At 50.1% G+C, this 25,291-nt stretch carries 25 protein-coding genes and 3 tRNA genes; 15 read left to right on the forward strand and 13 right to left on the reverse strand.

Annotation, left to right across the window (positions count from 1 at the left end; translation table 11 throughout):
• Positions 1–32 precede the first annotated feature (32 nt).
• The 5 genes from QP938_07380 to minE all read left to right on the forward strand — a co-directional run bounded on the left by QP938_07380 (position 33) and on the right by minE (position 4,514).
• Positions 33–1,514 carry a glutamate--cysteine ligase gene (locus tag QP938_07380; GenBank protein WIO73136.1) on the forward strand — a complete coding sequence of 494 codons (1,482 nt, stop codon included), beginning with the start codon at positions 33–35 and terminating at the stop codon, positions 1,512–1,514.
• Positions 1,515–2,519 carry a succinylglutamate desuccinylase/aspartoacylase family protein gene (locus QP938_07385; protein WIO73137.1) on the forward strand — a complete coding sequence of 335 codons (1,005 nt, stop codon included), beginning with the start codon at positions 1,515–1,517 and terminating at the stop codon, positions 2,517–2,519. It abuts the gene before it with no gap.
• A 108-nt stretch (positions 2,520–2,627) separates the two neighbouring features.
• Complete coding sequence (gene minC, locus QP938_07390; protein WIO73138.1) at positions 2,628–3,374, forward strand: septum site-determining protein MinC; 747 nt, start codon at positions 2,628–2,630, stop codon at positions 3,372–3,374.
• Positions 3,375–3,450: 76 nt separating this feature from the next.
• Positions 3,451–4,263 (forward strand): septum site-determining protein MinD, encoded by an 813-nt coding sequence (minD, locus tag QP938_07395; GenBank protein WIO73139.1) that lies wholly within the window; start codon positions 3,451–3,453, stop codon positions 4,261–4,263.
• Entirely contained in the window at positions 4,263–4,514 is a 252-nt protein-coding gene (gene minE, locus QP938_07400) for a cell division topological specificity factor MinE (GenBank protein WIO73140.1), read from the forward strand. Before minD ends, minE begins: the two co-directional genes overlap by 1 nt.
• A 46-nt stretch (positions 4,515–4,560) precedes the next feature.
• On the opposite strand, the gene QP938_07405 is transcribed toward minE, so the two are convergent.
• The 3 genes from QP938_07405 to QP938_07415 form a co-directional block, all read right to left on the reverse strand.
• Complete coding sequence (locus tag QP938_07405) at positions 4,561–5,121, reverse strand: hypothetical protein (GenBank protein ID WIO73141.1); 561 nt, start codon at positions 5,119–5,121, stop codon at positions 4,561–4,563.
• Positions 5,122–5,184: 63 nt separating this feature from the next.
• On the reverse strand, positions 5,185–5,481 hold the full coding sequence (locus QP938_07410; protein WIO73142.1) for a winged helix-turn-helix domain-containing protein: 297 nt from the start codon (positions 5,479–5,481) through the stop codon (positions 5,185–5,187).
• A gap of 2 nt (positions 5,482–5,483) precedes the next feature.
• Positions 5,484–5,678 (reverse strand): hypothetical protein, encoded by a 195-nt coding sequence (locus tag QP938_07415; protein WIO73143.1) that lies wholly within the window; start codon positions 5,676–5,678, stop codon positions 5,484–5,486.
• 185 nt (positions 5,679–5,863) lie between these two features.
• Between QP938_07415 and QP938_07420 the strand changes: the two genes are divergently transcribed.
• Entirely contained in the window at positions 5,864–7,090 is a 1,227-nt protein-coding gene (locus QP938_07420) for a GGDEF domain-containing protein (GenBank protein WIO73144.1), read from the forward strand.
• A 3-nt stretch (positions 7,091–7,093) separates the two neighbouring features.
• Here the strand turns inward: QP938_07420 and QP938_07425 are convergent, their stop codons facing one another.
• A complete protein-coding gene (locus QP938_07425) occupies positions 7,094–7,696 on the reverse strand; it encodes an SRPBCC family protein (GenBank protein WIO73145.1) in 603 nt (200 codons plus the stop codon).
• Positions 7,697–7,790: 94 nt separating this feature from the next.
• Positions 7,791–8,993 carry a PilT/PilU family type 4a pilus ATPase gene (locus QP938_07430; GenBank protein WIO73146.1) on the reverse strand — a complete coding sequence of 401 codons (1,203 nt, stop codon included), beginning with the start codon at positions 8,991–8,993 and terminating at the stop codon, positions 7,791–7,793.
• A 225-nt stretch (positions 8,994–9,218) separates the two neighbouring features.
• Between QP938_07430 and QP938_07435 the strand changes: the two genes are divergently transcribed.
• Positions 9,219–9,683, forward strand: coding sequence for a hypothetical protein (locus QP938_07435; GenBank protein ID WIO73147.1), 465 nt, complete (start codon positions 9,219–9,221; stop codon positions 9,681–9,683).
• 60 nt (positions 9,684–9,743) lie between these two features.
• Positions 9,744–10,871 carry a DUF2891 domain-containing protein gene (locus tag QP938_07440; protein WIO73148.1) on the forward strand — a complete coding sequence of 376 codons (1,128 nt, stop codon included), beginning with the start codon at positions 9,744–9,746 and terminating at the stop codon, positions 10,869–10,871.
• A 180-nt stretch (positions 10,872–11,051) separates the two neighbouring features.
• On the opposite strand, the gene folD is transcribed toward QP938_07440, so the two are convergent.
• Positions 11,052–11,894 (reverse strand): bifunctional methylenetetrahydrofolate dehydrogenase/methenyltetrahydrofolate cyclohydrolase FolD, encoded by an 843-nt coding sequence (gene folD, locus QP938_07445; GenBank protein ID WIO73149.1) that lies wholly within the window; start codon positions 11,892–11,894, stop codon positions 11,052–11,054.
• A 296-nt stretch (positions 11,895–12,190) separates the two neighbouring features.
• Between folD and fusA the strand changes: the two genes are divergently transcribed.
• Together fusA and QP938_07455 are read left to right on the forward strand one after the other, a co-directional pair.
• Positions 12,191–14,275 carry an elongation factor G gene (gene fusA / locus QP938_07450; GenBank protein WIO73150.1) on the forward strand — a complete coding sequence of 695 codons (2,085 nt, stop codon included), beginning with the start codon at positions 12,191–12,193 and terminating at the stop codon, positions 14,273–14,275.
• Between the two features lie 406 nt (positions 14,276–14,681).
• Positions 14,682–14,900 carry a hypothetical protein gene (locus QP938_07455; protein WIO73151.1) on the forward strand — a complete coding sequence of 73 codons (219 nt, stop codon included), beginning with the start codon at positions 14,682–14,684 and terminating at the stop codon, positions 14,898–14,900.
• A gap of 171 nt (positions 14,901–15,071) precedes the next feature.
• Here QP938_07455 and QP938_07460 read toward each other — a convergent pair whose 3' ends face one another.
• Positions 15,072–16,415: a dicarboxylate/amino acid:cation symporter gene (locus tag QP938_07460; GenBank protein ID WIO73152.1), complete on the reverse strand. Its 1,344-nt coding sequence runs from the start codon at positions 16,413–16,415 to the stop codon at positions 15,072–15,074.
• 272 nt (positions 16,416–16,687) lie between these two features.
• A complete protein-coding gene (locus tag QP938_07465) occupies positions 16,688–17,299 on the reverse strand; it encodes an SOS response-associated peptidase family protein (GenBank protein WIO73153.1) in 612 nt (203 codons plus the stop codon).
• Between the two features lie 80 nt (positions 17,300–17,379).
• Here QP938_07465 and umuD point away from each other — a divergent pair, with 80 nt between their 5' ends.
• Both umuD and QP938_07475 read left to right on the forward strand, forming a co-directional pair.
• Positions 17,380–17,805, forward strand: coding sequence for a translesion error-prone DNA polymerase V autoproteolytic subunit (gene umuD, locus QP938_07470; protein WIO73154.1), 426 nt, complete (start codon positions 17,380–17,382; stop codon positions 17,803–17,805).
• Positions 17,799–19,049 carry a Y-family DNA polymerase gene (locus QP938_07475; protein WIO73155.1) on the forward strand — a complete coding sequence of 417 codons (1,251 nt, stop codon included), beginning with the start codon at positions 17,799–17,801 and terminating at the stop codon, positions 19,047–19,049. Before umuD ends, QP938_07475 begins: the two co-directional genes overlap by 7 nt.
• A gap of 36 nt (positions 19,050–19,085) precedes the next feature.
• On the opposite strand, the gene QP938_07480 is transcribed toward QP938_07475, so the two are convergent.
• The 4 genes from QP938_07480 to QP938_07495 all read right to left on the reverse strand — a co-directional run bounded on the left by QP938_07480 (position 19,086) and on the right by QP938_07495 (position 20,727).
• Positions 19,086–20,171, reverse strand: a complete 1,086-nt coding sequence (locus QP938_07480) for a beta-eliminating lyase-related protein (protein ID WIO73156.1) — start codon at positions 20,169–20,171, stop codon at positions 19,086–19,088.
• A gap of 198 nt (positions 20,172–20,369) precedes the next feature.
• Positions 20,370–20,445: transfer RNA gene (locus QP938_07485), tRNA-His, on the reverse strand.
• Positions 20,446–20,473: 28 nt separating this feature from the next.
• Positions 20,474–20,550 (reverse strand) — tRNA-Arg (locus QP938_07490).
• A 100-nt stretch (positions 20,551–20,650) separates the two neighbouring features.
• Positions 20,651–20,727: transfer RNA gene (locus tag QP938_07495), tRNA-Pro, on the reverse strand.
• 231 nt (positions 20,728–20,958) lie between these two features.
• Between QP938_07495 and gap the strand changes: the two genes are divergently transcribed.
• Genes gap through QP938_07510 form a run of 3 tightly spaced genes read left to right on the forward strand, consistent with a single transcriptional unit; the run spans position 20,959 to position 23,938 of the window.
• A complete protein-coding gene (gene gap, locus QP938_07500; GenBank protein WIO73157.1) occupies positions 20,959–21,969 on the forward strand; it encodes a type I glyceraldehyde-3-phosphate dehydrogenase in 1,011 nt (336 codons plus the stop codon).
• Positions 21,969–22,712, forward strand: a complete 744-nt coding sequence (locus QP938_07505; GenBank protein WIO73158.1) for a glycerophosphodiester phosphodiesterase family protein — start codon at positions 21,969–21,971, stop codon at positions 22,710–22,712. The genes gap and QP938_07505 overlap by 1 nt, the downstream gene beginning before the upstream one ends.
• Positions 22,712–23,938, forward strand: coding sequence for an FAD-dependent oxidoreductase (locus QP938_07510; protein WIO73159.1), 1,227 nt, complete (start codon positions 22,712–22,714; stop codon positions 23,936–23,938). The genes QP938_07505 and QP938_07510 overlap by 1 nt, the downstream gene beginning before the upstream one ends.
• On the opposite strand, the gene QP938_07515 is transcribed toward QP938_07510, so the two are convergent.
• Complete coding sequence (locus QP938_07515; protein WIO73160.1) at positions 23,883–25,289, reverse strand: FGGY family carbohydrate kinase; 1,407 nt, start codon at positions 25,287–25,289, stop codon at positions 23,883–23,885. The genes QP938_07510 and QP938_07515 overlap by 56 nt on opposite strands.
• Positions 25,290–25,291 lie beyond the last annotated feature (2 nt).

Genomic DNA, 25,291 nt, shown 5'->3' on the forward strand with positions numbered 1-25,291 from the left:
ACAGCAAAAGCATTGAAAATAACAGGTGGCCTATGGGGCAGGAGATCCAGCAACAACAATTTACCGAGCACGATTTCCAACGCTTTGACGACAAATTGAAGCAGAATATTCAGCAATTGAAAACACTGCTGGATACTCCAGGATTTGGCCTTGGTAAAACCAGCATTGGTGCCGAGTTAGAGATTTACCTGGTCGATCGCGATGGCTCGCCACTTTACCTCAATGAGCAACTGCTCAGAGACCTGAATGACCCTCAGCTCACCATGGAGCTAAATCGTTATAACCTTGAGTTCAATTTAACCCCGTACCCACTCGACAGGCAGGCACTGTTTGCTACCGAGCATGAGATTCTCGAAAAGCTGGCCAATTTGCAGCACTGTGCCGACAAATACAGTGGACGAATTGTCCCCATTGGCATTTTACCAACCCTGCGAGAAGCTGACTTCGGCCCCCAATCCATCAGTAATCGCCAGCGCTATCACCTGCTTCTGGATGAACTTAAGAAACGCCGCGACGGCCAATTCGACACCTGCATAGAGGGGCCCGGCGGTCGAAAACTGCGGGTTTCAATGGCCGATATTGCCCTGGAGGGAGCCAATACCTCATTTCAGTTGCACTACCGGGTGAATCCCGATGACTTCTCCGATACCTATAACGCTTTCCAGCTGATTATGCCGCTGGTACTCGCTATCAGCACCAATTCACCGCTATTGTTTGGCCGTGAGCTATGGCACGAAACCCGTATCCCACTTTTTAAACAATCCATCGATACAAGGCGGCATGCCGATCGTAAATGGCAGGAGCCTGCTAGAGTCAACTTTGGCCACGGTTGGCTATGGGATGGCGCCCTTCAGCTTTTCAGGGAAGCTGTGAGTCTTTATGAACCGCTCCTCCCCGAATGCACGGATACTGACGAAACCATCAATCCACCGAAGCTTGCCGAGCTAAGACTCCATATGAGCACCATCTGGCTGTGGAACCGCCCGGTCTACGACGACGCCGATGGTGGCCATTTAAGAATTGAGCTACGCGCCCTGCCCGCCGGCCCTACTCCGGTAGATATGATGGCAAATGCCGCTTTCGCCATTGGTTTGGCCGAAGGGCTTAAACCTCAACTGGCCGAACTGATGGCCGGGCTGCCATTTAAAATGGCGGATCACAACTTTCACAGAGCCGCACAATTCGGACCACACGCAAAACTGATCTGGCCAAGGCTACATCCAGATCAGCCCAGAGAAAGGCAGGTGCTGAAATTAGCCGAGGAGCTACTACCCATTGCTCGCCAGGGGCTACTGTCAGCCCATGTATCGGCCAATGAAATTGACCACTACCTGGGTGTGATTGAACGTCGAATCCAAACTGGCCAAACAGGATCCGTATGGCAGAAGGAAATGCTGACCCGATTAGGTAATTTTCACAGCCGCAAAACTGCCCTGCATAAAATGCTGGAGCAATACATACATTTGAGTCGCAGCAATACACCTGTTGCCGATTGGGCTCAGGATATCATCTAAATGAGCTTATTTATTGAACTGATAAATCCGACATCTGAGCAACTGGGCAGCAGCCCGGAGGAATTTCTCCGTACCCATGACGCCCCCCTTTCCATTCAAATTACAGGCAAAGACCCCTACCGAAACCGCACCTTGATCACTTTGCTGCACGGGAATGAGCCGTCGGGACTTAGAGCGGTGCATCGCTGGCTCAAGATGGGGCGAACTCCGGCGGTATCACTAACGATTCTTGTTCCATCGGTAAAGGCCGCATTACAGGCACCAGTGTTCTCACATCGAATGCTGCCAGGCTTTCGGGACCTCAATCGATGCTTCAAGCCACCATATCGCGACAGCCAGGGGGCCCTAGCCAAAGAGATTCTTCGTAAGTTGGTCCAGTCCATGCCGGAAGCCATCGTCGACATGCACAACACCACCGGCTCGGGACCGGGATTTGCGGTCTGTTTACACACCTCGAATGAACATCTTTCACTGGTTGAACGATTCTGCCAACGACTGGTAATTACCGAGCTGAGGCTCGGAGCCTTGATGGAGACTGAATATTCCGCCGCTCCCGTTGTCACCATTGAATGTGGCGGTCGATTGGACACTGAAGCAGATGAATTTGCCTGGGATGGGCTCTGTCGATATTTTGAAGAACCGGATGTACTGACACCCATGAAGTCTGACTGGCAACTGGAATTGCTTCGCCATCCGGCTCGACTTAGACTTCGTCCACCTTGTCACTTGGCTTATGCCAACCATCCACAAACTGATGCTGACCTGACTTTAAGGCAGGATATAGAGCATTTTAATTTTGGTATCGTCACTCCTGACACACACCTTGGTTGGGTGGGTAAAAATGGCCTTTCGGTATTCACACTTAGTGGTAATCAACGGGTTGAAGATGTACTGGTAGTGAGGGAGGGAGCTATCTACCCATCGCGCCCATTCAAACTGTTCATGATCACCACAAACCCCGAGATTGCTCTAAACGACTGCCTCTGCTATCTGGTTATTGATTGAATAGGGCCTCTCCTCCATTTTTTTCCACCATCTCCCTCTACCGTTTCGACGTCAAACAGGTACACTAACACCCTTTGCAATCACAACAATAAGGCCGCAGTCGCTGTAATGAGCCGTACCCAATCCGATGCCTGCTTCCAGATTAAAGGCAGTAACGTTACTTCTATCGTCCTCGAACTGACAGAATACCCGTCTCCACAGTTCGCTACCCAACTGACTGAGAAGGTCACCCAGGCTCCGGCGCTGTTCCAGCAGTCAGCAATCGTAATCAGTCTTGAGAAGCTGGCGTCCACTGCTCTTTTTGTGAATCTCAACGCGTTAATCGCCGAGTGCCAACAAGCCGGCTTACAACCCATGGCCTTCAAAGGTGGCGACGACAGTTTTGCCGATGCGGTTAAAGAGACTGGCCTGCCCTGGCTGCCCGCAGGCAGCGGTCGCAACCAGCCACTGACCGTGCGATCAGAGCCGGAAAAGGTGGTTGAGACAGTTGTAGAGACGGTAATTGAAGAGCGTCTGGTGCATCGCCCCAGCAAAGTGATTGATCGCCCGGTACGCGGCGGACAGCAAATTTATGCCGAAGGCGCAGACCTGATTGTGCTGGCGCAGGTCAGTGAAGGCGCGGAAGTACTCGCCGATGGCCATATCCATATCTACGCTCCGCTTCGTGGACGAGCACTGGCCGGCGTTAAAGGTGACCAGAGCGCGAGAATCTTCTGCCAGCAGCTTGAAGCGGAGCTGGTATCAGTAGCAGGCACTTTCAAACTCAGCGACGACCTGCGCGATACCAACTGGAAACAACCGGCACAAATTTATATCGAGAACGACACGCTGAAAGTCGTCCCACTCACAAAATAACCATAGCGGGCTAACAACAGTAATCGAAAGCCTGCTCAATAACTGAACATTGGAAAAACTGACAAGGGTGAACAAAGTGGCAAAGATCATCGTAGTAACCTCAGGCAAAGGTGGCGTGGGTAAAACCACTACCAGTGCCTCTATTGGCACCGGACTGGCCAAGCGCGGCTTTAAAACCGTCATCATCGATTTTGATGTGGGCCTGCGTAACCTCGACCTGATCATGGGTTGTGAACGCCGTGTGGTGTACGACTTCGTTAACGTTATCAATGGCGAGTCCACCCTGAACCAGGCATTGATCAAAGACAAGCGCATTCCTGAGCTGTTTATCCTGCCTGCCTCGCAAACACGCGACAAAGACGCACTGACCGAAGAAGGTGTTGAAAAGGTTCTGCAAGAGCTGAGCAAAACCTTCGACTACATTGTCTGCGACTCCCCTGCCGGTATCGAGCGCGGCGCACAAATGGCGCTGTACTACGCCGATATGGCCATTGTTGTTACCAACCCGGAAGTCTCATCCGTGCGCGACTCCGACCGAATCCTGGGCATTCTGCAGAGCAAATCCCGCCGTGCCGAGCGTGGTGAAGAGCCTGTTGAAGAAGCATTGCTGCTGACCCGTTACAATCCGGATCGCGTTGTTGAAGGAGAGATGCTGAGCGTTGAAGACGTCACTGAGATTCTCGCAATTCCACTGCTGGGCGTCATTCCGGAATCAGAAGCCGTATTGAAAGCGTCCAACCAGGGCACTCCGGTAATTCTGGATGAGGAAGCTAAATCTGGCCAAGCCTATGCAGATGCGGTTTCACGCCTGCTGGGTGAAGAAATTGAACATCGATTCCTAAACGTGGAGAAGCGTGGGTTCTTTAAACGACTGATTGGAGCAGCTTGATGAGTATTTTTAGTTATTTTCGAACCCAGAAAAAAACCAGCTCCGCTTCCGTCGCTAAAGAACGCTTGCAGATCATTGTTGCCCATGAACGCAACAAACGGACTCAGCCCGACTATATCGAGGCGATGCAGCGGGAAATCGTTGAAGTGATTCGCAAGTACGTTGCCATCAATAACGATCAGGTAAACGTAAATGTGGACAACAATGATGAGTGCTCGATTCTGGAATTGAATGTCACTCTTCCGGAATAATTAATTTCCGATAAAAAAGCCCGGTATTTACCGGGCTTTTTTTGTATTAATTGAGGTCTTTATCCTTCCAGAATTTCAACCCGTCTACGGTTGCTTCAAGAGCGACACCCGCTTTGGTCAATTCATAGGTAACAATGTCGAAATCAACAGACTTGGCAACATTTACAGAAGCGCCCTGATCATCTGATTTTGCAGTGGCTCCTGCCTGGCCGGAAACATCCCACCCATTATCCACAAAGCTGTCAAAATCGTGCTTTTTGCGGAAGATCATAATTAAACGCATATCACGCAATCCAGCCCCAAGGCCCAAACCGCCGCCAGCCATACGCATGTAGGTTTTACTTCCACCGCTCGTTGCCACTCCGTATCCACCACTTGTGGTCACAAAGATCAGGTTGGTGTTGATATTGCTGAAAACTGCATAACCTGCGGAACTGGCAATTTGCTGCCTTGCCTGCGGGTGCTCTTTGTAAAGTTCCTGCAATGCATCGCGACGCATATCGTCAACATAGGCACGCTGCTCTGCAACGGTACCGCCCTTGATGGTGGAACACCCACTGACCACCATCACAGTCACTATTGATAACAAAAGACCCAGCTTTTTCATATTACACCTCCCTTTACATCCAAAGTAATGAGTATATCTATAGCAAATTACAAAAACGATTAACTACAACACAGCTTTGATTGATTCCAGGTGATTCTTGACCCACTTCTTGTGAATTGGCCCCCAACTGGACACCTGATAGCTGCCCTCATTGTGGCGAGCCCCTGGTTTGGGAGTAAAAACCACTTCAATACCAATGTCAGACAGGGTTTTCAACGTATCCTGGATCGTTCGCCGAGGCATGCCCGTCACCTCCTCCAGAGAAGGGACACTGTATTGGCCGCTATCAATCAGGTGGGCGAGATAGAGCTTTCTATTGAATGCGATAGCTTGCTTGCTGGGTCTTGAATCCGTATCCATAGTCAATGCGCCATTACCTTTTGCTTTCCGCAGCGCTCGCAACGATAAACCGTTACCAACTTGCCCTCTTGAGAGTCGAACTGCTTGTCCTTGCATATTTTCCAACGATGGAAACCGTGCTCACACATACCCAGCACCTTGCCTTTCTTGTTTTTTGCCTTGCCCGCTGGCTTTTTGAACGGCACTACTTCACCCATCGACTTACTCTCCATCTATGCTTCGACTCAATGTAGCCAGTGCCAGAAGAAATAACAATGATGAAAATCGCCCAAAATTAACACTATAGTATGAGAGTTTGGCAATTTTGGCGATGATCTGCTGTTTACGGGCCTCAATTGAGCCAATAAAATTCAGGGAGATAATAAAAGTAAAATGACCCCGAATGATGGTTCCAGCTTTAAAAAAAATGCTTGCTCCGTCACTGTGCCTTCTGGTGTCAGTTGCTCTTCTATGGCAACAAACCCTACTCAACGATAGGCATTTGGCAATTCTGGAGAGCCTTCCCTACCTGCTGGGAGGTTTATCGTTGCTAATGGCCTTATTGGCCAATCATATTCGAGAGCTCTCCACTACAGTGATAACCTTGATGAGTTTCTGGCTGATCAAGACTTTCCTGCAAGCCCCACTTTCTACTGAACCTGCCGGCCAGATTTTTCAATTGATATCCCTGGTCCACCCTCTATTGCTGGGGTTTTTGCTGTGGCTGCCAGAGACCGGCTGGAGACACAGAACAGGATTGATTGGATTGCTTATCGCCCCAACTCTTGTGCTGTTCTCTGCCCTGTTATTCAAATTGAGTCCCACATGGTTCAGTGCCATTTCCATTGAGCTTTTTGCGAATTCACTCTACGGCCTGACAATCTCAGCCATTGCCGGATGGCTCTATATTGCTGTCGCGGCTGCCGGGTTGGCTCTGCTACTGGGTAAAGGCAGCAATATGGAAAGCAGCCTGGTTGGTTGCAGCCTTTTTGGCATGATCACTTTCGGCTGGTTTGGCGTGCAGAATATTTCGATGATCATGTTTAGCGGAGTCACCTTACTGCTGGTTTTAAACCAGCTCGGAAATCTTCTGCTATTAAGCTATCGAGACGAATTAACCCAGATACCTAATCGCCGTGCTTTGCATAAAGCAGCAAAAGCACTAGGCAGCAATTACAGTCTGGTCATGGTTGATATCGACCACTTCAAAAAGATTAACGACACTCATGGCCATGATCTGGGCGACCAGGTACTCAAGCTGGTTGCCTCTCACCTTCGCAGAGTTCGCAGCGGCGGCAAGGTATTCCGGTATGGGGGCGAAGAGTTTTGCATCCTGTTTCGCGGCAGGAGCGCAGACGAAATTACCGAAGACCTGGAACAACTTCGAAAAAGCATAGCCGAATACGACATGGTATTGCGCGACAGCCACAGTCGCCCCAAGCGAAGCCAGCAAGGTGTCAGAAAACGCGGAGCCACTCGTCGCAAAGGCAACATTCGCGTCACAGTAAGTATGGGTCTTGCAGACAGCAGACAGACTCCCAGCGGAGTTTTTGAATCTGTTATGAAGGCTGCTGATAACGCTCTTTACGGCGCCAAGCGCAACGGTCGCAACAGGTTGATCGTTGCCTGATCGTCAGCCCTGATTAACAGCACTTTCCTCTTCTTCGTCCGTATCATCAACTTGAGGCTCCTGCTCCACTTCAGCAGGGGGAACGGGCTTGGATTCAATCACCTGTTTAAGATGGCTCAGCCCTTCTTCGTAATCCTTGCCAATAAAGCCATCGAGCATCAGACCGAAATAACGCTCTACAATGTTCCATCCATGATCAGCATCAAAAGACCACACGACTTCCGTCATATTATCTTTGTCGCTAAGGAAGAAGCTGGAACTACCACTGCCCTGCCCGTCAAAGTTTAAAGCTAGCTCTATATGGCTAAAGGCTTCAGAAGAAACGATGCGCATAATTCCGCTACCGACATCGTCCTTCTCACTACTCCAGCGCATAGTGCTACCAACCCCCTGCTCCGGGCCACTAAACTCGTAGTTCGCGAATAAATCTCTCTGCACCCAGGGAGACCATTCATTAAAGTTTTTTAAGCGATTGAGATAATTGAAAATCGTTACCTTATCGGCATTGATTTCTACAGATCGCTCAACATGGCTGGACGACGGTAAGAAAATACCCGCCACCAGCAATGCCGCTACGATCAGTAGCAGTTTTTTGAAAAACATCATCCTGCTGCCCCCAAAAAATGCGCCCCTGAATTCTTCACACCCTCAAACAAGTTAAGCACCGGATAGCCCAAGTGCCAAATCAGAGGTTAAATCCTTACCATTTGAGGCTGCTTTCATCTTCTTCCTCCTCCTCAACTACTGACTCCAGTTCCAGTGTCAGTCCCGAGCTGGTCTTCATCTTGACCGAAGACTTTTCATCCCCACTTTCCTCTTCAGCTTTTTCTTCAGCGATAGCTTCACCAGCTGCCAATTTGATTCGAAGCCGCAAATTGTTGGCAGAATCGGCATTGCGAATAGCCTCTTCAAGAGAAATTCGCCCAGCCTGATACAGCTCAAACAGCGCCGCATCAAAAGTACGCATACCAAGACGCTCCGACTTCTCCATGATCTCCTTGATCTGGTGGAAGTCGCCTTTGAGGATCTGCTCCTGGATGGTTTTGGTACCTAACAGAATTTCGATTGCCGCACACCGTTTGCCGTCTACAGTAGGAACCAATCGCTGGGAAACAATGGCGCGCATATTGGCAGACAACGCCATCAACAGCTGCGGTCTTCTTTCCTCAGGGAACAGGTTAACGATGCGTTCAAGCGCTTGGTTCGCGTTGTTGGCGTGCAGAGTCGAGATAGCCAGGTGACCTGTCTCGGCAAATTCGAGAGCGTGTTCCATGGTTTCGCGATCGCGAATCTCACCTATCAGAATCACATCGGGCGCCTGGCGAAGGGTGTTCTTCAGGGCATTTTTAAAGCTGCGGGTATCGGTACCAACTTCCCGTTGATTCACTACGCTCTTTTTGTGGCTATGAACAAACTCCACCGGATCTTCAATAGTGATGATATGCCCACCGGCATTACTATTGCGATGATCTATCAAAGCCGCTAAGGAAGTGGATTTACCCGAGCCTGTCGCGCCGACGAACAGAACCAGGCCGCGCTTGTTCATGACTACTTCTTTGAGGGTTTCAGGCAATCCCAGGTCTTCCGCTTTTGGGATTTCGGTATGAATATTCCTCGCCACCAAGGCAACTTCATTGCGCTGCTGAAAAATATTGATTCGAAAGCGACCCACACCGGGTAGCGAGTACGCCAAATTCATTTCCAGCTCTTCGGCAAACTCTCGCTGTTGGGCTGGATCCATCAGCTCCTGGGCAATTGCAGCAATCTCCCCGGGCTTCATAGACTCTTTGGACAAGGGTTTTAATACACCGTGGAATTTCGCACACGGAGGTGCACCGGTACTCAGGTACAGGTCAGAGCCATCATGTTTAACCAAAACCTGCAAAAAATTATTCAGGGTCATTCGGGGATTTCCTCTTCTTGTTGTTCCCGATAGTAAGCGGCACATTTTACCGACGACCTCTCACCGACCTTGATAACTGGATCACAAAATCAACCAGTACAGTTGGCATAACTCCTGCTTATATCAATCAGCTATTACCGATAGTGCTTTGCAAACCACTAAAGCGGCAAATATCAGCCGTAATGGCGGCAATAACTGTCATAACAAATGGAAAAAGGATAGACGATGGCCCACCTGGCATCTGCACAATCTCTGAAAGAGCTGAAAACCATCTATCGAAAGCTTGCTTCGATTCATCACCCTGATCGAGGCGGCTGCGTTGAATCCATGCAACAACTGAACCTGCAATATCAACTGCACCAGGAACGGTTACAACTCGCTGCTAACGACCCACTGTTTTCAGTATCCACACACTCCAGCTGGGAGAACGGTTGGGAGTCGATACACTCCAGAAATAAACAACCCACTCCCCCACCGTGTAACTTCAACTCAATAGCAGTCGGCGACAAAATATATATCAATGCCACGCTATGTAAGGTACTTGGTGTAACGGATGACAGCTTTCGAGCCCAAGCCATTGGCCGGGAACGCCAATCGGTATTTGATAAAAAAACAGGCATTGGAATTTTTAATCGCCGCCTGCGGGCGAGCTACTCCCCTTTAGACCGGCAAAGATACAACTGCCACTAAGGTCTGGACACAAAATGGTGATTACCCTGTAAAATTTCGAAATCAGAAAGAGGGTTACATATGACTAGAAAAATTATCCTGACTTTGGGCCTATGCCTGTTAACCAGTGCAGCGTTGCAGGCTGCGGAGCCAGCCCGTTTTACAAAGCCTTACATTAAACGGGTGACAGAACTTGCACTGGGCTGCATCCACACCGAATACCCCAATATTCTCAGCTACTTAAAAGAAAAGAACATTAAGTCAACATACTTCTCGGATACCCCGTTTAGCGGCGATTCATACAAACAACAGGCTCCCGCTTTTTACGGCTGCTTTGACTGGCACTCAAGTGTTCACAACCACTGGGCATTGGTGCGAATCCTGCGACTATCAGCCAACCCCGAGCAGCAGTCACAGATTATCGATACCTTAAATTCCAGCTTCACCCCAGAGAATATTGCCACTGAAGTAGCCTCTTTCCAGTCACCTGAAATGCATCGTGGTTACGAGCTGCCATACGGGTTTACATGGTTCCTGCAACTTACTGGCGAATTACGTCAATGGGACAACCTACAAGCCCGTCAATGGCTCGCTAACCTCAAACCACTTGAAGATTTGATAGTCGAGCGGCTGCAAATCTGGTTAGCCAGCATGAATACACCGTTGATTATAGGTACTCATAACAACACAGCCTTTAACTTGGGCCTGATGCTGGACTGGGCCAAAGTCAGTGACAACTCCCATATCGCCAGACGCATTGAATGGTTTACTAAAAAACACTACGGAAAAAAAGCCAGCTGTCCTATCGCCAGTGAACCTGAGCGCAAGGACTTCCTCTCTCCCTGTCTGGCAGAGGCTGACCTGATGCGTCGCGTACTGACTACAGCAGAATTCGATAAATGGTTCAGTGATTTTCTGCCGACAGTACCGCTCAACGGTAAAGCCGGCTGGTTATCTGTACAACTTAGCGCTGGCGAAGACACGCATCTTTTCGGCCTTAACCTCACCCGCGCCTGGATGCTGGATGGCATAGCTCAGGCATTGCCAGAAAAAGACCCACGCATCGCTACCCTGAATGCCGAATCCAAAGCCCACCAGGAAGCTGGCACTGGCATCGTACTTGGTGAACTCAACTATATGGCTTCTCACTGGCTAGGCAGTTTTACGGCTTACCTGCTAACCGAGAGAGGTGTCAGTATTGAGAACTGATTACTGCCATCAGAACTCATAACCCATAACTAAAAATCCCCACTGATTGACGTAACGTGGTTCACCTAAGAAATATCGTCATTCCCGCGTAGGCGGGAATGACAACTACTTCCGAAAACTTAAGTGAACAGCATTACGCTAATTAGCGAGGATTTTTGTAACTACCTACTGCCGGTCAACTCAGTCCAGCTTTTTCTCTCCTGCATCAACCGATTGCAGAATCAGTGTATTGATGGTCATTGGGCCAACACCACCTGGCACAGGAGTGTACGCCGCAACACGCTCTTTCAGTGGCCCCAACTCAATATCACCCACGCCCGGAGGGTGGTAACCGGCATCAACCACAACAGCACCATCTTTAATCCATTCAGCCTTAATAAACTCCGGCTTGCCGACTGCACCCACAACAATATCAGCCTGCTTGATGTGATCAGCCAGGTTTTGGGTACGGGAGTGACAAATAGTGACGGTGGCATTGGCATTAAGCAGCATTGCAGCCATAGGCTTACCCAGAATCGGGCTGCGACCAACCACCACAGCGTGCTTGCCGTTCAGATCGATATCGTAAGCCGCCAGCAGGCGCATGATGCCCTGTGGAGTTGCAGACCCGTACGCCTCTTCCCCCATAGCCATGCGGCCATAACCCAGGCAGGTAACACCATCCACATCCTTATTGAGAGCAATAGCATCAAAGCAGGCACGCTCATCAATCTGCTCTGGCACCGGGTGCTGCAGCAGAATGCCGTGGCAATTTGGATCGGCATTCAACTCTTCAATTTTTACCAACAACTCCTCGGTAGTGGTCTCTTCCGGCATCTCTACCGCAATCGAATCCATGCCAACACGCTTGCAAGCGTTCTGTTTCATGCGCACATAGGTTGCTGAGGCGGGATCTCCGCCCACCAGAATGGTGGCCAGAATTGGAGTGGCACCGCTCTTTTCTTTAAGCGCGGCTACTCGCTCACTGAGCTCGGCTTCGGTGCGTTTGGCAATTTCTTTACCGTCGAGAACGATCGCAGTCATTGGGGCTGGTTCCTAGAAGTTTGCTGAGGTGTAAAAAGGCGGTAATTTTCTCATGCCACCCTTCCCCTGTGAAGAGCAAGCCGCATTTCTTGACCAGATTTGCGCCTCCTAGAGCCTATAGACAGCAAAAACGCACTAGCTGGCCTCGCTCAGCCCCAGAAATGACGTGGCTTTCAGCCCAAACGCAGGCAACTTGCGCTGAAAACAGTAAAACTTTCCATTAGGGGTCTTTTTTAGGGGGCATTTGCTGTATAATTGCGCGCTATTTTGACCATGGCTCACTTTAGAGAGAAGCAATGACTGACTTATCACTCTACCGCAACATCGGTATCTTCGCGCACGTTGACGCCGGTAAAACAACTACTACCGAGCGCATCCTGAAGCTGACCGGTAAAATTCACAAAACCGGTGAAGTACACGATGGCGCTGCCACTACTGACTTCATGGAGCAGGAAGCCGAGCGCGGAATTACCATTCAGTCCGCTGCTACTACCTGTTTCTGGAAAGGCCACCGGATGAACATCATCGATACTCCGGGACACGTTGACTTCACCGTTGAAGTTTACCGCTCCCTGAAAGTATTGGACGGTGGTGTTGGCGTATTCTGTGGTTCCGGCGGCGTTGAGCCTCAGTCCGAAACCAACTGGCGCTACGCGAACGAATCAGAAGTATCTCGTCTGATCTTCGTAAACAAGCTGGACCGTATGGGTGCCGACTTCTACCGCGTTGTTGAGCAGGTTAAGAAGGTTCTGGGCGCTAACCCACTGGTTATGACCCTGCCGATCGGCATCGAAGACGACTTCAAAGGCGTTGTAGACGTTCTGACCCAGAAAGCTTACATCTGGGACGATTCCGGCCTGCCAGAGAACTACGAAGTAACCGACATCCCGGCCGAAATGGTTGACGATGCCGCCATGTACCGCGAGCAGCTGATCGAAACCGCTGTTGAGATGGACGACGACCTGATGATGGCTTACATGGAAGGTGAAGAGCCGTCCATCGAAGACATCAAGCGCTGTATCCGTAAAGGTACCCGCGACCTGGCATTCTTCCCGACTTACTGCGGTTCTGCCTTCAAAAACAAAGGTATCCAGCTGGTTCTGGACGCCGTTGTTGACTACCTGCCGAACCCGACCGAAGTTGATCCGCAGCCGCTGACCGACGAAGAAGGTAACGAAACCGGCAAATTTGCCACTGTTTCCGAAGAAGAGCCACTGCGCGCTCTGGCGTTCAAAATTATGGACGACCGTTTCGGCGCCCTGACCTTTATTCGTATCTACTCCGGCAGATTGAGCAAAGGTGACACCATCCTGAACTCCTTCACCGGCAAAACCGAGCGTATCGGCCGCATGGTGGAAATGCACGCCAACGATCGTACCGAACTGGAAACGGCTCAGGCTGGTGACATCATTGCTGTTATCGGCATGAAGAACGTTCAAACCGGTCACACCCTGTGTGACGTTAAGAACCCTTGTACTCTGGAACCAATGGTATTCCCAGAGCCGGTAATCTCTATTGCCGTTGCTCCAAAGGACAAAGGTTCTGTTGAGAAAATGGGTATTGCCATTGGCAAGATGGTTGCAGAAGATCCATCCTTCCAGGTTGAAACCGACGAAGACTCCGGTGAAACCATCCTGAAAGGTATGGGTGAGCTGCACCTGGACATTAAAGTAGACATCCTGAAGCGTACCTACGGCGTTGAGCTGGTAGTTGGTAAGCCGCAGGTAGCCTACCGCGAAACCATCACCACGCCGATCGAAGACAGCTACACCCACAAGAAGCAGTCTGGTGGTTCTGGCCAGTTCGGTAAGATCGACTACCGTATCAAGCCGGGTGAACCTGGCACTGGCTTTACCTTCACTTCCACGGTTGTGGGCGGTAACGTTCCTAAAGAATTCTTCCCGGCTGTTGAGAAAGGCTTCAAGAGCATGATGGAAACCGGTCCTCTGGCTGGCTTCCCGGTTCTGGACGTTGAAGTTGAGCTGTTCGACGGTGGCTACCACGCTGTTGACTCCTCGGCCATCGCGTTCGAAATCGCTGCCAAAGGTGCTTTCCGTCAATCCATGCCGAAAGCTGGCCCTCAGATGCTTGAGCCGATCATGAAAGTAGACGTGTTCACTCCAGATGATCACGTTGGTGATGTTATCGGTGACCTGAACCGTCGTCGCGGCATGATCAAGGACCAGGAGCCTGGCGCTACTGGTGTACGCATCAAGGCAGATGTACCGCTGTCCGAAATGTTCGGCTACATCGGCCACCTGCGTACCATCACTTCCGGCCGTGGCCAGTTCTCTATGGAGTTCAGCCACTACATGCCTTGCCCGCAAAACGTAGCGGACGAAGTGATCGCGAAAGAAAAAGAGCGTCAAGCCAAGAAGTAATTGGCCTGAAGTTCCAGATTTAATACAGCCAACGGACGAGCGGCTGCGAACGAGATACCCATCTCACAGCGCTGCTTCCACGAGCTGTAAAAACACCAGGGGCATGCGAACAGGTTCTACCTTCAGCGCCCCGCAAAAGAAACCCCGGCAGCACAGCTGTCGGGGTTTCTTTTTATCAAGCTTTTAAAGCTTGGCCCAATCTATTGATATCGAACAGTTTTTGACTTTAAGCCAGCCAAAAACCAGAACCACAAACTCCACCACGGTCGTGCACAGATCACACTTTTGACTTTTTCTCTGTAGATACCATACTTTTGCATTAGCTTTTATTGAGCCAGCGCACGGAAATTCACTTTAATCGACGGTTGCACATTCGCCAACAATACAGCGCCTGCATGGAGGCATCGTGGACATACTCAAAGAAATCTATATCGCTGAAGACTCTTTTCGCCGTGAAAATGGATCCAAACCAAAGCACATCCAGATCAATGAGCAAGGGGGAGAGCTGATCAAAAAGGCGCTCTACCCTAACTTGAGGTTACCTAAAGGTATCATTATCCCTAAACTGGACGGCATTCCCTTGATCGTAAAACCCCGCCAAAATCGGCTTTGGCAGTTTGCCTGAACAAACAGTTAAAGTGATCAAAGGGATTCGATACCTACCGAATCCCTTTCTTTTCTACAAACCAAACAAACACACTCGCACACCATCCTGGCATCCACATTAGGAACACCGACACTCCCTTATCCGCTGCAAAGATGGCCCTCGTGCAAAACGAAATCTGCGATATTTACGTCAAGACTCTGGTGCTTTCTGAACTTCTTTACCGACTCGGTTTCTAGTCAAATGTTGAACCGTAGTGCAGGCGACAACATCGCCTAATACATTCACAGAAGTTCGGAACATATCCAATATCCTGTCTACACCAAGAATAAGTGCGACACCAACGGCAGGAATACCAACCCCTTCAAGTACCATACTCAAGATTACTATCCCTGCTCCCGGTGTTGCAGGTGAGCCGATTGAAGCCGCAACCGCCATGGTTACAATAAATAAATAACTCACAAAACTCAGCTCAACATTGAATACCTGAGCCAAAAATACGGTTGCAATGCCCTGGTACATAGCTGTACCTGCCATATTAATAGTTGCACCCAATGGCACTAAAAAGCGGGCAATTTCTGTTCTTACTTGTAATTTATCTTCAACGACCTGCATGGTAATAGGCATCACCGCTGCTGAGCTACTGGTAGAAAAGGCCAACAAAAGCAGCTCTCGGACATTGGAAAAAAATTGGCGTAACGACTGAGTCAGGGTCAGTTTTGCGACAATCAAATAAAGTATGGCAATGATGATTAATCCGACTACCACCGTTGCGACATAAACAGCCATGCCCGCAAGTACTTCAATACCCAGATTTGCCACCAATCTTGTTATCAACCCAAAGACCGCAATAGGTGCAAGAAGCATTGCCCACGATACGATACGAAGACTGACCTCCTGTAAGGCACCCATCAAATCAAACAATGGTTTCGACTTTTGCGCAGGGATAGATAACATGGCGGCGCCAAGGACCGCTGCAAACAGAATGACCTGGAGCATTTCTCCCGACGCCATAGAATCCAGCGGGTTTTTAGGTATAAGCGCAGAAACTTTATCGGGAAGTTCAGCGAACCCGGGGAAACCATGGGTCGCTGCACTGGTTAACGGAGCCACGCTTGCATCATTCAGCACACCAGCCTCAACAAAGTGTCCTGGCTGGACATTTAAAGCCAATACGATGCCAATAGCGGCAGCTAGTGCCGTTGAGATCACAATAAACAATATGGCGATCAGTCCATTCTGTTTCAGGGCAATCGGATCGTTACTGACGGCCAATCCTCGAACAATAGATGCGACGACAAGGGGAACCACTATCATTTGAATAACAGCAAGAAAAACCTGTCCCGGCAAAGCCAACCAAGCTGTAATGACCTTAACGGCTTCGCTTGAAATTAAACCTAAATCTGGCCCCAGTAAAATTCCGGTGACGACGCCTAATACCAGTGCAATAAGTACCTTTAACCACAGTCTCCCGCTAATCAGACGATCAAGCTGCCCGGTCAAATTTTTTAGGGAACGGTTGATAGTATGATTCATCCGTTGACCTCCTGTGGTTATCTATCAGGTTTACCATCCTTTTGGCTAAATCCAACTTTGGTATATGGAACACCAACCAAAAAGCAATTCCCAGAGAAAACAATAGATTCGATAGCCCTTAATGTGAAGAAACTGACGGAGCTTTTATTGAGGCATATCAAGCCGTGAGGCAGTATGAGAGGAACACCGAAAAGCAATTCGCATCAATCATGGCGGACAGGAGGTAATAGCTGCCTTCAGCCTGAAATAGCTAATTTACTAGCTGGATGTAATCACTCTTTTATTACCCTCGTACTCCCCACCGGTTTTTTACTACTTGCCCTATCCACCTGCACTGCCTCAAGTGGTGCCCTGAGATGTGGTATCAGCAGGTCGTCAAAACAGGCGGTGTCTGTCACATTGGCATCCAGCCATGGATCATAGGCATCGTCTGGCAGCCACAGTGGAAATGCTTTTTTGTGGATCTCTGCCAGTGCTGGCAAGCCAGGCAGTGTGATGATCGAGGCGGAATATACGGTTTGTTCTGTTGCCTTGTCGTGCCATGCCTTCCAGAGCCCACCAAAAGCGATTGCGGAGCCGTCCGCCGGTCGTAACTCATGAGGCTTTTTGCCCTGCTGGCTTTCTACGAATGAACTGGCCATTATGATGCAGCGACTGTGGCGGTATTCTGGCTTTTGGGGCAACTTGGCGTAGTTGGTATTTACACTGAAGTAATCCGGATTCACCTTCATACCACGCTCGGTTTGCTGCAGGTACAACCACCAAATAGCATCCAGCACCTGCCGTTGCCCGCCCCGCTCCACCACAATACTGATGATATGCCCGGGACGAATATCCGGGCTGTAACACAGCTTCCGGTCATCAATTCCCAACCGATCTGCCAATACAGCAGTTCCATTTGTCTTGATTAATGCGAAATTCGTACACATAATTCAGCTGTATATATTTACAGTGTCAAATCAAAATGAAAGCAACCATTGAAGCCCGACCTCTTGCCGGGACAGTTTTCTACGCTCCGCTGTATGGGTCCCACGTTCAGGCGGGATTCCCTAGTCCTGCTGACGACTATATCGAGCAACGACTGGATCTTAACGAGCACCTGATCAAGCACCCTGCTGCCACGTTTTACGCCCGTGCTGCCGGTGACTCCATGACTGATTTCGGTATTTTTAACGGCGACCTTTTGATTGTAGACCGTGCACTACACCCTAAGCACGGGGACATTGTAATCGCAGCACTTGACGGTGAACTCACCTGTAAAATTCTGAACACACGCCACCATCAACTGTGCTCGGGCAATCAGCAACACCCTCCCATTCCAATTTCCAGTGACTCAAGCCTGATAATTGAAGGCGTCGTGGTCGCCTCAATTAGACAGCACCGATGCTAGCCCTGGTCGACTGCAATTCGTTTTATGCCAGCTGCGAACAGGTTTTTCGCCCCGACCTGCGCGGCAAACCGGTTGTTGTGCTGTCCAACAATGATGGATGCGTGGTGGCGCGCTCCAAAGAGGCAAAAGCTTTAGGCATCCCCGACCTGCACGCCTTTTTCAAAATTGAGCACTTGCTGCGAAAACACAACGTCGCCATCTTCTCGAGCAATTACCCTCTGTACGGAGATATCTCCAACCAAGTGATGACCACCCTTCAGCAGTTCAGTCCACGACTGGAGGTGTACAGTATCGATGAGATGTTTCTGGATCTGGCTGGCATGCCGGAATTGATGACCTACAGCCACCAAATTCGGCAAACCGTATGGCAGCATGTTCGAGTACCGGTAAGCGTTGGCATTGCACCGAGCAAAACCCTGGCCAAGCTGGCCAATCGTGCCGCCAAAGTGCTTGCCAAGTGCAATGGTGTCTGCGTGCTGGACCAACCCCAAAAATGGGAGTGGTTGTTGCGCCGCCTGCCAACCACCGCGGTCTGGGGAATTGCAAAACGCATGGCCCGCCGACTGGAGGAGATTAATATCTACAGCGCCTGGGATCTCGCCAGCAGCAACCCAAAGTGGGTACGTCAGCGCAGCAGTGTCTGCTTGGAGCGAACCATCGAAGAACTTAACGGCCACCCCTGCCTGGAGCTGGAAGAGCTACCACCAGCCAAAAAGCAGATTTACTGCACTCGCTCTTTTGGCAAGTCAGCCACCGATCTACATACAGTCCAGGAAGCCATTGCCCTGTATGCCACGCGAGCCGCGGAAAAATTACGCAGCCAACGGCACCTGGTGCAAACCATGCAGGTATTCATCCACACCTCCCCCCATAAGCCGGACTTTTACAGTGACAGCCGTATCGTGCAGCTACCCTTTCCAACAGATGACACTCGCCTGTTGGTGCGCCACGCCCGTCAGGCCGTGGCACAACTGTTTCAGCCGGGACACGCTTTTTTGAAAGCCGGAGTGGGATTACTGCAACTGACCGATAAGCGCTACCACCAGTTTGACATGCTTACTGCAGGCCAGAGCTACCGCGCCGACCGGTTAATGGAAGTCATTGACCGAATCAATCGCACCCACGGAAAAGGCACCGCACAACTGGCATCTCAGGGCACCAGCAAACCCTGGTATATGCGACAACAATTTACATCTCCGGGTTACACCACTCGATGGACAGAAGTTCCCACAATTAAAATGTGATGTCACCGTGAAAACCCAGCTGATAAAAATGGAAAGTTAATTGTCACCAACAACATATCGAAACAGCCTTTCCACCTCCCCATCACTCACTTCCAGCGCTTTCTCTCCAACATACCACTCAAATCGGCATACACCTTCAGAATCTGTTGGCTGAAGCTCGGCAAAACTCCAAATCTTTTCGCGCTCGGCAAATTCCAACGCCCTGCCGGCAAGCACTTTCGCATCACCGGAAAAATGGATATGAAACATATTGATTTGAGGGTTTTCCGGAATCACCTTCACCCCCTCAATAGAAGAAATCAATTGAGCAACTTCTTTAGCTCGCTGATGGTAGAGCGGAAAGCGTTGCAGCTTTTCTTCAACACCCTTCCTGGCAGCGAGGTAATTTGGAAAACTGGTAAACACATTACCACCATGACGACGAATCCAGACTCTGGCCTGCTTGATAAATTCGCCAGAGCCTAACAGGGCAGCACCAGAAGGCGCACCGATGCCTTTATAAAAACTGACATAAACACTATCGAACAACCCGGCAATTTCCGCGTAGGACTTATTATAAAAATCACGACACTCCCAAAGCCGGGCGCCATCGAGATGCACTTTCACGCCTTTCGAGCGCAGGTACTCTACCTGCTCGAGCAACTCACTCCACTGCGGTAACTGGCCGCCAATTTCCCGAAGCGGTAACTCCATAATCAACGCTGATGGCAACGATGGCATTTTTTGCAAATCCGATAACGTCATCACCTGATCAGCTTCACCAACCTTAATGGCTTGTAAATTGTGAAGATGCTGGTAAGCCTTCTCTTCATGCAATTCAAGATGAGATGTGGGATGAAATGCAATCAATGAGTTTTGGGCCTGATCCGACCAGATGCGCATCGCCACCAGCTGCGCCATGATTCCACTTGGCAAAAACACGCACTGCTCCTGCCCCAGCAGGTCGGCAAGTTCTGCCTCAAACTCCTCCAACGCTCCACCTTTGCCATAAACATCTGCAGTCACATTTTCATCGGTATAATTGGCGAGCTGAGAAAAATACTCTTTTGGAAGAATCGCCCCCTGCCCCTTCAACTCCTTGGTACAGTTGGCGCGAATTTGCTCAATACTTTTAGGGCTCACTGATCAGTTCCTTAATTACTCTGGTTTGAGAAAGAGAATAACCGGAACGGTTACCCGACACCATGAAAGGAAGACCAAAGACGCTGGATTACTTCGCAGCCCTCACAATGACAACCTTACGAGTGCGGCGAACCTATCGAATGGCTTGAAATGGAAAATAAAAAGGCCCGATACTTTCGTATCGGGCCTTTTGGAATATGGGGTGGCCGACGGGGATCGAACCCGCGACAACAGGAATCACAATCCTGGACTCTACCAACTGAGCTACGGCCACCAGAGAGTCATTTGTCTATCAAGGCAAATGGCACGCCCGGCAGGATTCGAACCTGCGACCATCCGCTTAGAAGGCGGATGCTCTATCCAACTGAGCTACGGGCGCTCAACAAGCTCTAATCCTGTGGGCAACACTTAAAAGGGCTTTAAGTGAAACCTGCTCAGCCCCGAAGGCGGCACCGAGCTATTTACTATCTAAAGAAAAGTGGTCGGGGTAGAGAGATTCGAACTCCCGACATCCTGCTCCCAAAGCAGGCGCGCTACCAGACTGCGCTATACCCCGATGTTTCATCTCACATTATCCTGAAGCGGCATCGCTGCGAGAGGTGCGCATAATACTGATGCTCTACCCTCTCGTCAATGGGTTTCTTAAACTATTCTCACATTTCTAAGCGATTGAAATTTGAGCACTATTTAGCCACACGTGGTCGATATCCAACCTTTTGGCATCCAGACGTGCAACAGCGAGATTTTGGTCCAAACTGTAAATAAGAACCATAACAAAGGAGAGGCTATGATTCGCATTGCTATCAATGGCTATGGACGCATCGGGCGCTGCCTGCTGCACGCTATCTACGAAAGCGGCCGCGACCAGGAGTTCAATATTGTCGCTATCAACGATCTCTGTGAATTTGATCTGTTAACGCACCTCACCCGCTATGACTCTACACACGGCCATTTCCCTGCCGATGTGGCACTGGAGGGCAATCAACTTCGGGTGAACGACCACCGGATTCAGCTGTTGCATCAGCAAGATCCTGCCGACCTGCCCTGGAAAGCGCTGGAAGTGGATCTTGTCGTTGAATGCAGCGGCCGAATGAAGTCTCGCGAGCTTGTGGATCACCACCTGCAGGCTGGCGCTCCACGAGTACTGGTGAGCCACCCACTGGCCGATGCTGACCTGACCGTAGTGTACGGGGTCAATCACCATCTGCTGGATGGCTCACAGCGAATTGTCTCAAATGCCTCCTGCACTACCAATTGTCTGGCGCCGGTTGCCAAGGTGCTTCATAAAGGACTGGGCATTGAGTGTGGCCAGATGACCACTATCCACGCCTATACAAATGACCAGCATCTGCTTGATAACGCCCACAGTGACTTCTACCGTGCCAGGGCGGCAGCTCTGTCAATGATCCCGACCAAAACCGGTGCCGCAGCGGCAGTTGGCCTTGTTCTACCTGAGCTCGCGGGAAAACTCGACGGTATGGCAGTGCGGGTGCCTACACCCAACGTATCTATCGTGGATTTTCACTTTACCGCCAGACGGGAAACCAGCCGCGAAGAGGTTAATCAAATGTTGCGCGATGCCTCGGAAGGTGATTTAAAAGGCGTGCTAAGCTTTAACGAACAGCCCTTGGTGTCTGTGGATTACAACCACAACCCCGCCTCCAGTATCGTCGATGCACCGCAAACAAGGGTGCAGGGTCGGCAAGTGAAGGTAATGAGCTGGTACGACAATGAATGGGGATTTTCAAACCGGTTGCTGGATGTGGCAGCAGCTATGAATAATAGGGCAGATGGATAATGCTGAAAGACCGTCTGGTGGCTCATCGGGGCTACCAACAGCTGTACCCTGAAAATACGCTGCTCGCCATTGAGAAAGCCATTGAAGCTGGCGCACACTATATCGAAATTGATATTCAATTCAGCTCCGATGGCGTGCCGATGATCTATCACGATGCGACGTTAAAGCGAGTCAGCGGCATTCATAAAGACGTTAATCGCCTCACCGCCGGTGAATTGGTTCAGCTTACTGCCTGCGAGCCCAAGCGTTTTGGCGATCAATTTTCCGATGTCAAAATCAGCCGCCTAAGTGACGTGCTTCCACTACTGAAAAAACACCCGGAAGTCACCTTGTTTGTTGAAATCAAAGAAGATGGTATCTATTACCTTGGACGACAACAGGTGCTGGATGCCATACATGATGTACTCCACCCCCTGATCGGGCAGTGCATCCTGATCAGCTTTGACCGCGAATTTATTCTGTTGGCACATCAGTCTGGCTGGCCATCGGTTGGGGTCGTGGTAGAGTCCTGGAGTGATTTGAGCCTCTCTTCCCTTAAAGCCATTCACCCGGACTACCTTTTTATTTCCCACAAGAAAATACCCAGTGAAGGTTTACTGGAGAGTAACAGCAGCGCTGAACTTGTGGTGTATGAAATTGGCACCGCAGAGGCGGCTGTCGAATGGTTTCGACGTGGCGCAGATATGGTAGAGAGCTTTAACATTGGTGGGCTTCTCCACGACCTTTCTCATCGAGCACTATGATGGAACAAAAGTCTGACGAAGACTTTGATATCACCATTATCGGCGGCGGAATTCAGGGCGCCGGTATTGCCCAGGCTGCGGCGGCAGCCGGTTATCGCACACTATTGGTGGAAAAAACTGATTGGGCCGCCGGCACATCCAGTAAATCTTCAAAATTGATTCACGGCGGCCTGCGCTATCTTGAACATGGCCAGTGGTCATTAGTAAGGGAAAGCATCAGGGAACGGGAGCTATTGATAAAGCTGGCCCCCGAATTGGTGCAACGAAACGACTTTTTTATTCCGCTTTACAAGAACAGTAGACTTTCGAGCACACAACTTCGCTGTGGATTATGGGTCTATCAGCTTCTCAGCGGCTTTAAATCGAGCAGTCGTTTTGAACAATTGAAGCCGGAGGATAAACCTTTTTTTTCGCAGTTAAATAGCGACGGGTTGCACTCAATTTTTCGCTACAGTGATGCGCAAACCGACGATCAGGCATTGACCCGTGCCGTAGTTCAATCAGCATCGGATCTGGGGGTAACACTGACTTGCCCCGCCGAGATGCTCCACGCAGAAGCCAATTCAAGTGGTTACAATCTGCAAATCAGGCATAAGGGTAAAACACTGTCCCTGCATTGCCAGGTATTGATTAATGCCTGTGGCCCGTGGGTAAACCACCTGCTGCGCTCCATATCCCCAATGCCTAGACGCATTGAAATTGAATTGGTTCAGGGAACCCACATCTTCTTTGAAGAACAATTGAGCCCCTATTGTTTCTATCTTGAAGCACCGCAAGATGGCCGAGCTGTTTTTGTAATGCCCTGGAAAAATGGCACTTTGGTCGGTACAACTGAAACGCTTTACCTTGGACACCCCGATCACTGTCATCCACTGGACTCCGAGGTCGACTACCTGCAAACAGTGCTGAATCACTACTTTCCGAATTGGATTAAGACCCCAAACGATGCATTTTGCGGACTACGAGTATTACCCAAAGCCCTTGGCAGCGATCAGCGAATCTTCAGTCGAAGCCGGGAAGTGATAGTGAAAGCAGAAGGTCACTATATAGGGGTTTATGGCGGAAAGTTAACCGGTTACCGAGCCACAGCCGAGAAGATAATCAAACAGGTCCGTGAAATTATTGGCCGCCGTCAGGAAGTTGCACGTACCGATAAATTAACACTCAAATCTAGCGATTTACCCCCTCAATCATCGCTTCACACCAGCGCTCATAGCGACCGCTGATTCCGTCGCATTCCGTATTGGCGTAGAAGGTTCGGTACTGCTCAGGCCAATCTGGACAGTCGGCCATTAGCCACGCCAAACCTTTAGCCGTTGCCTCTAGTGATTCCGGACGAAGGATTGTCAAACCGGTAGCATCCGCCAATTTTTGGCAGAAGCTGTCAAAACCGGCCAAGCCACCACCCACACGAATTTGATTGGCACAACCGCCACCATGACAGAGCTGCTGAAAATTACATTTCAATAAAAACACTACACTCTCCAGCACGGCGACCATCCTGGCTTCGCTACAACCTTCACCAATAAATTCACTGGCAAAATTCTCTTTCCAAAATGGAGAAGCCAGTCCGCCTATTCCGTTGAGGAACAGCGGAGGATCACTATAAGTTGCAGACCAGGCATCAAGCCGATCGAAACTGGGCAGAGATAACGAATTCGCTGCCCACTGCAAAGCACTGGCAGCCCCATTGACCGTACCCTCGGCGACAAAATGCCGCTCGCCACCCTGCTCCCATAAAAGGGTTTGCAATAACCGCTCGGGGGGAGCTTCAGTAGCGGTCAAACTTTTAGCAATAAAAGCGCCGGTACCAGCGTTAATGACCACAGATTCAGGCTCACCTCCGCCTAACCCGGCTATAGCCGCACATTGGTCGCCAGTCACCCACCGTAGCGGAATCTCTCGTTCTCCTACGACCAGGCTGCCCCACTCGGAACTGCTTGGCTGGATGATTGGCAAAAGTGGTTCGTGTATATCAAACAGTGTCATCAGCTGGGGATCCCAGCTTCCGGTGTGAATGTTATACAGAAGCGTTCTTGATGCATTGGCGGGATCAACAACAAAGGGAGTGCCTTTCAGTAATCTACTCAAAAGATAACTCGCCAATGGCGCAATACAAAGACGCTGCTCAACCTTTGCATGCTGGACTTCAGGAACATGCTGCAGGCACCAATGCATCTTACTGGCACCAAAATGTGCATTGGGATAAAGGCCAGTGTGCTCGTAGATTGCCTCAGCATTCAGGGAAAGCTGGTCAAGCCAGTCAGCAGCACGGGTATCCTGCCAACTGAGTATGGGTGTCAGGGCATTACCCGTTTCCCTATCCCAACACACCAGACTGGATCGCTGTGTGACCATACCAGCAATAACAGTTCGATCTTCTGGAATTTTCACCTTGGAAAGACATTGCTGCAGTGACTGAACGACCTCATCCGGGTTCTGCTCAACCCAGCCTCGATGCGGGGTAGATGTAGAAACCCGCTCTGAATGTAATTGCAAAAGCGACCCATCACTTTCATAAAGCGCGACGCGTGAGCTTTGCCCACCTTGATCCAGAACCAGAAGCAAATCATTCATAA

It is taken from the genome of Porticoccaceae bacterium LTM1, assembly GCA_030252795.1.
Taxonomy (GTDB): Bacteria; Pseudomonadota; Gammaproteobacteria; order Pseudomonadales; family Porticoccaceae; genus SCSIO-12696.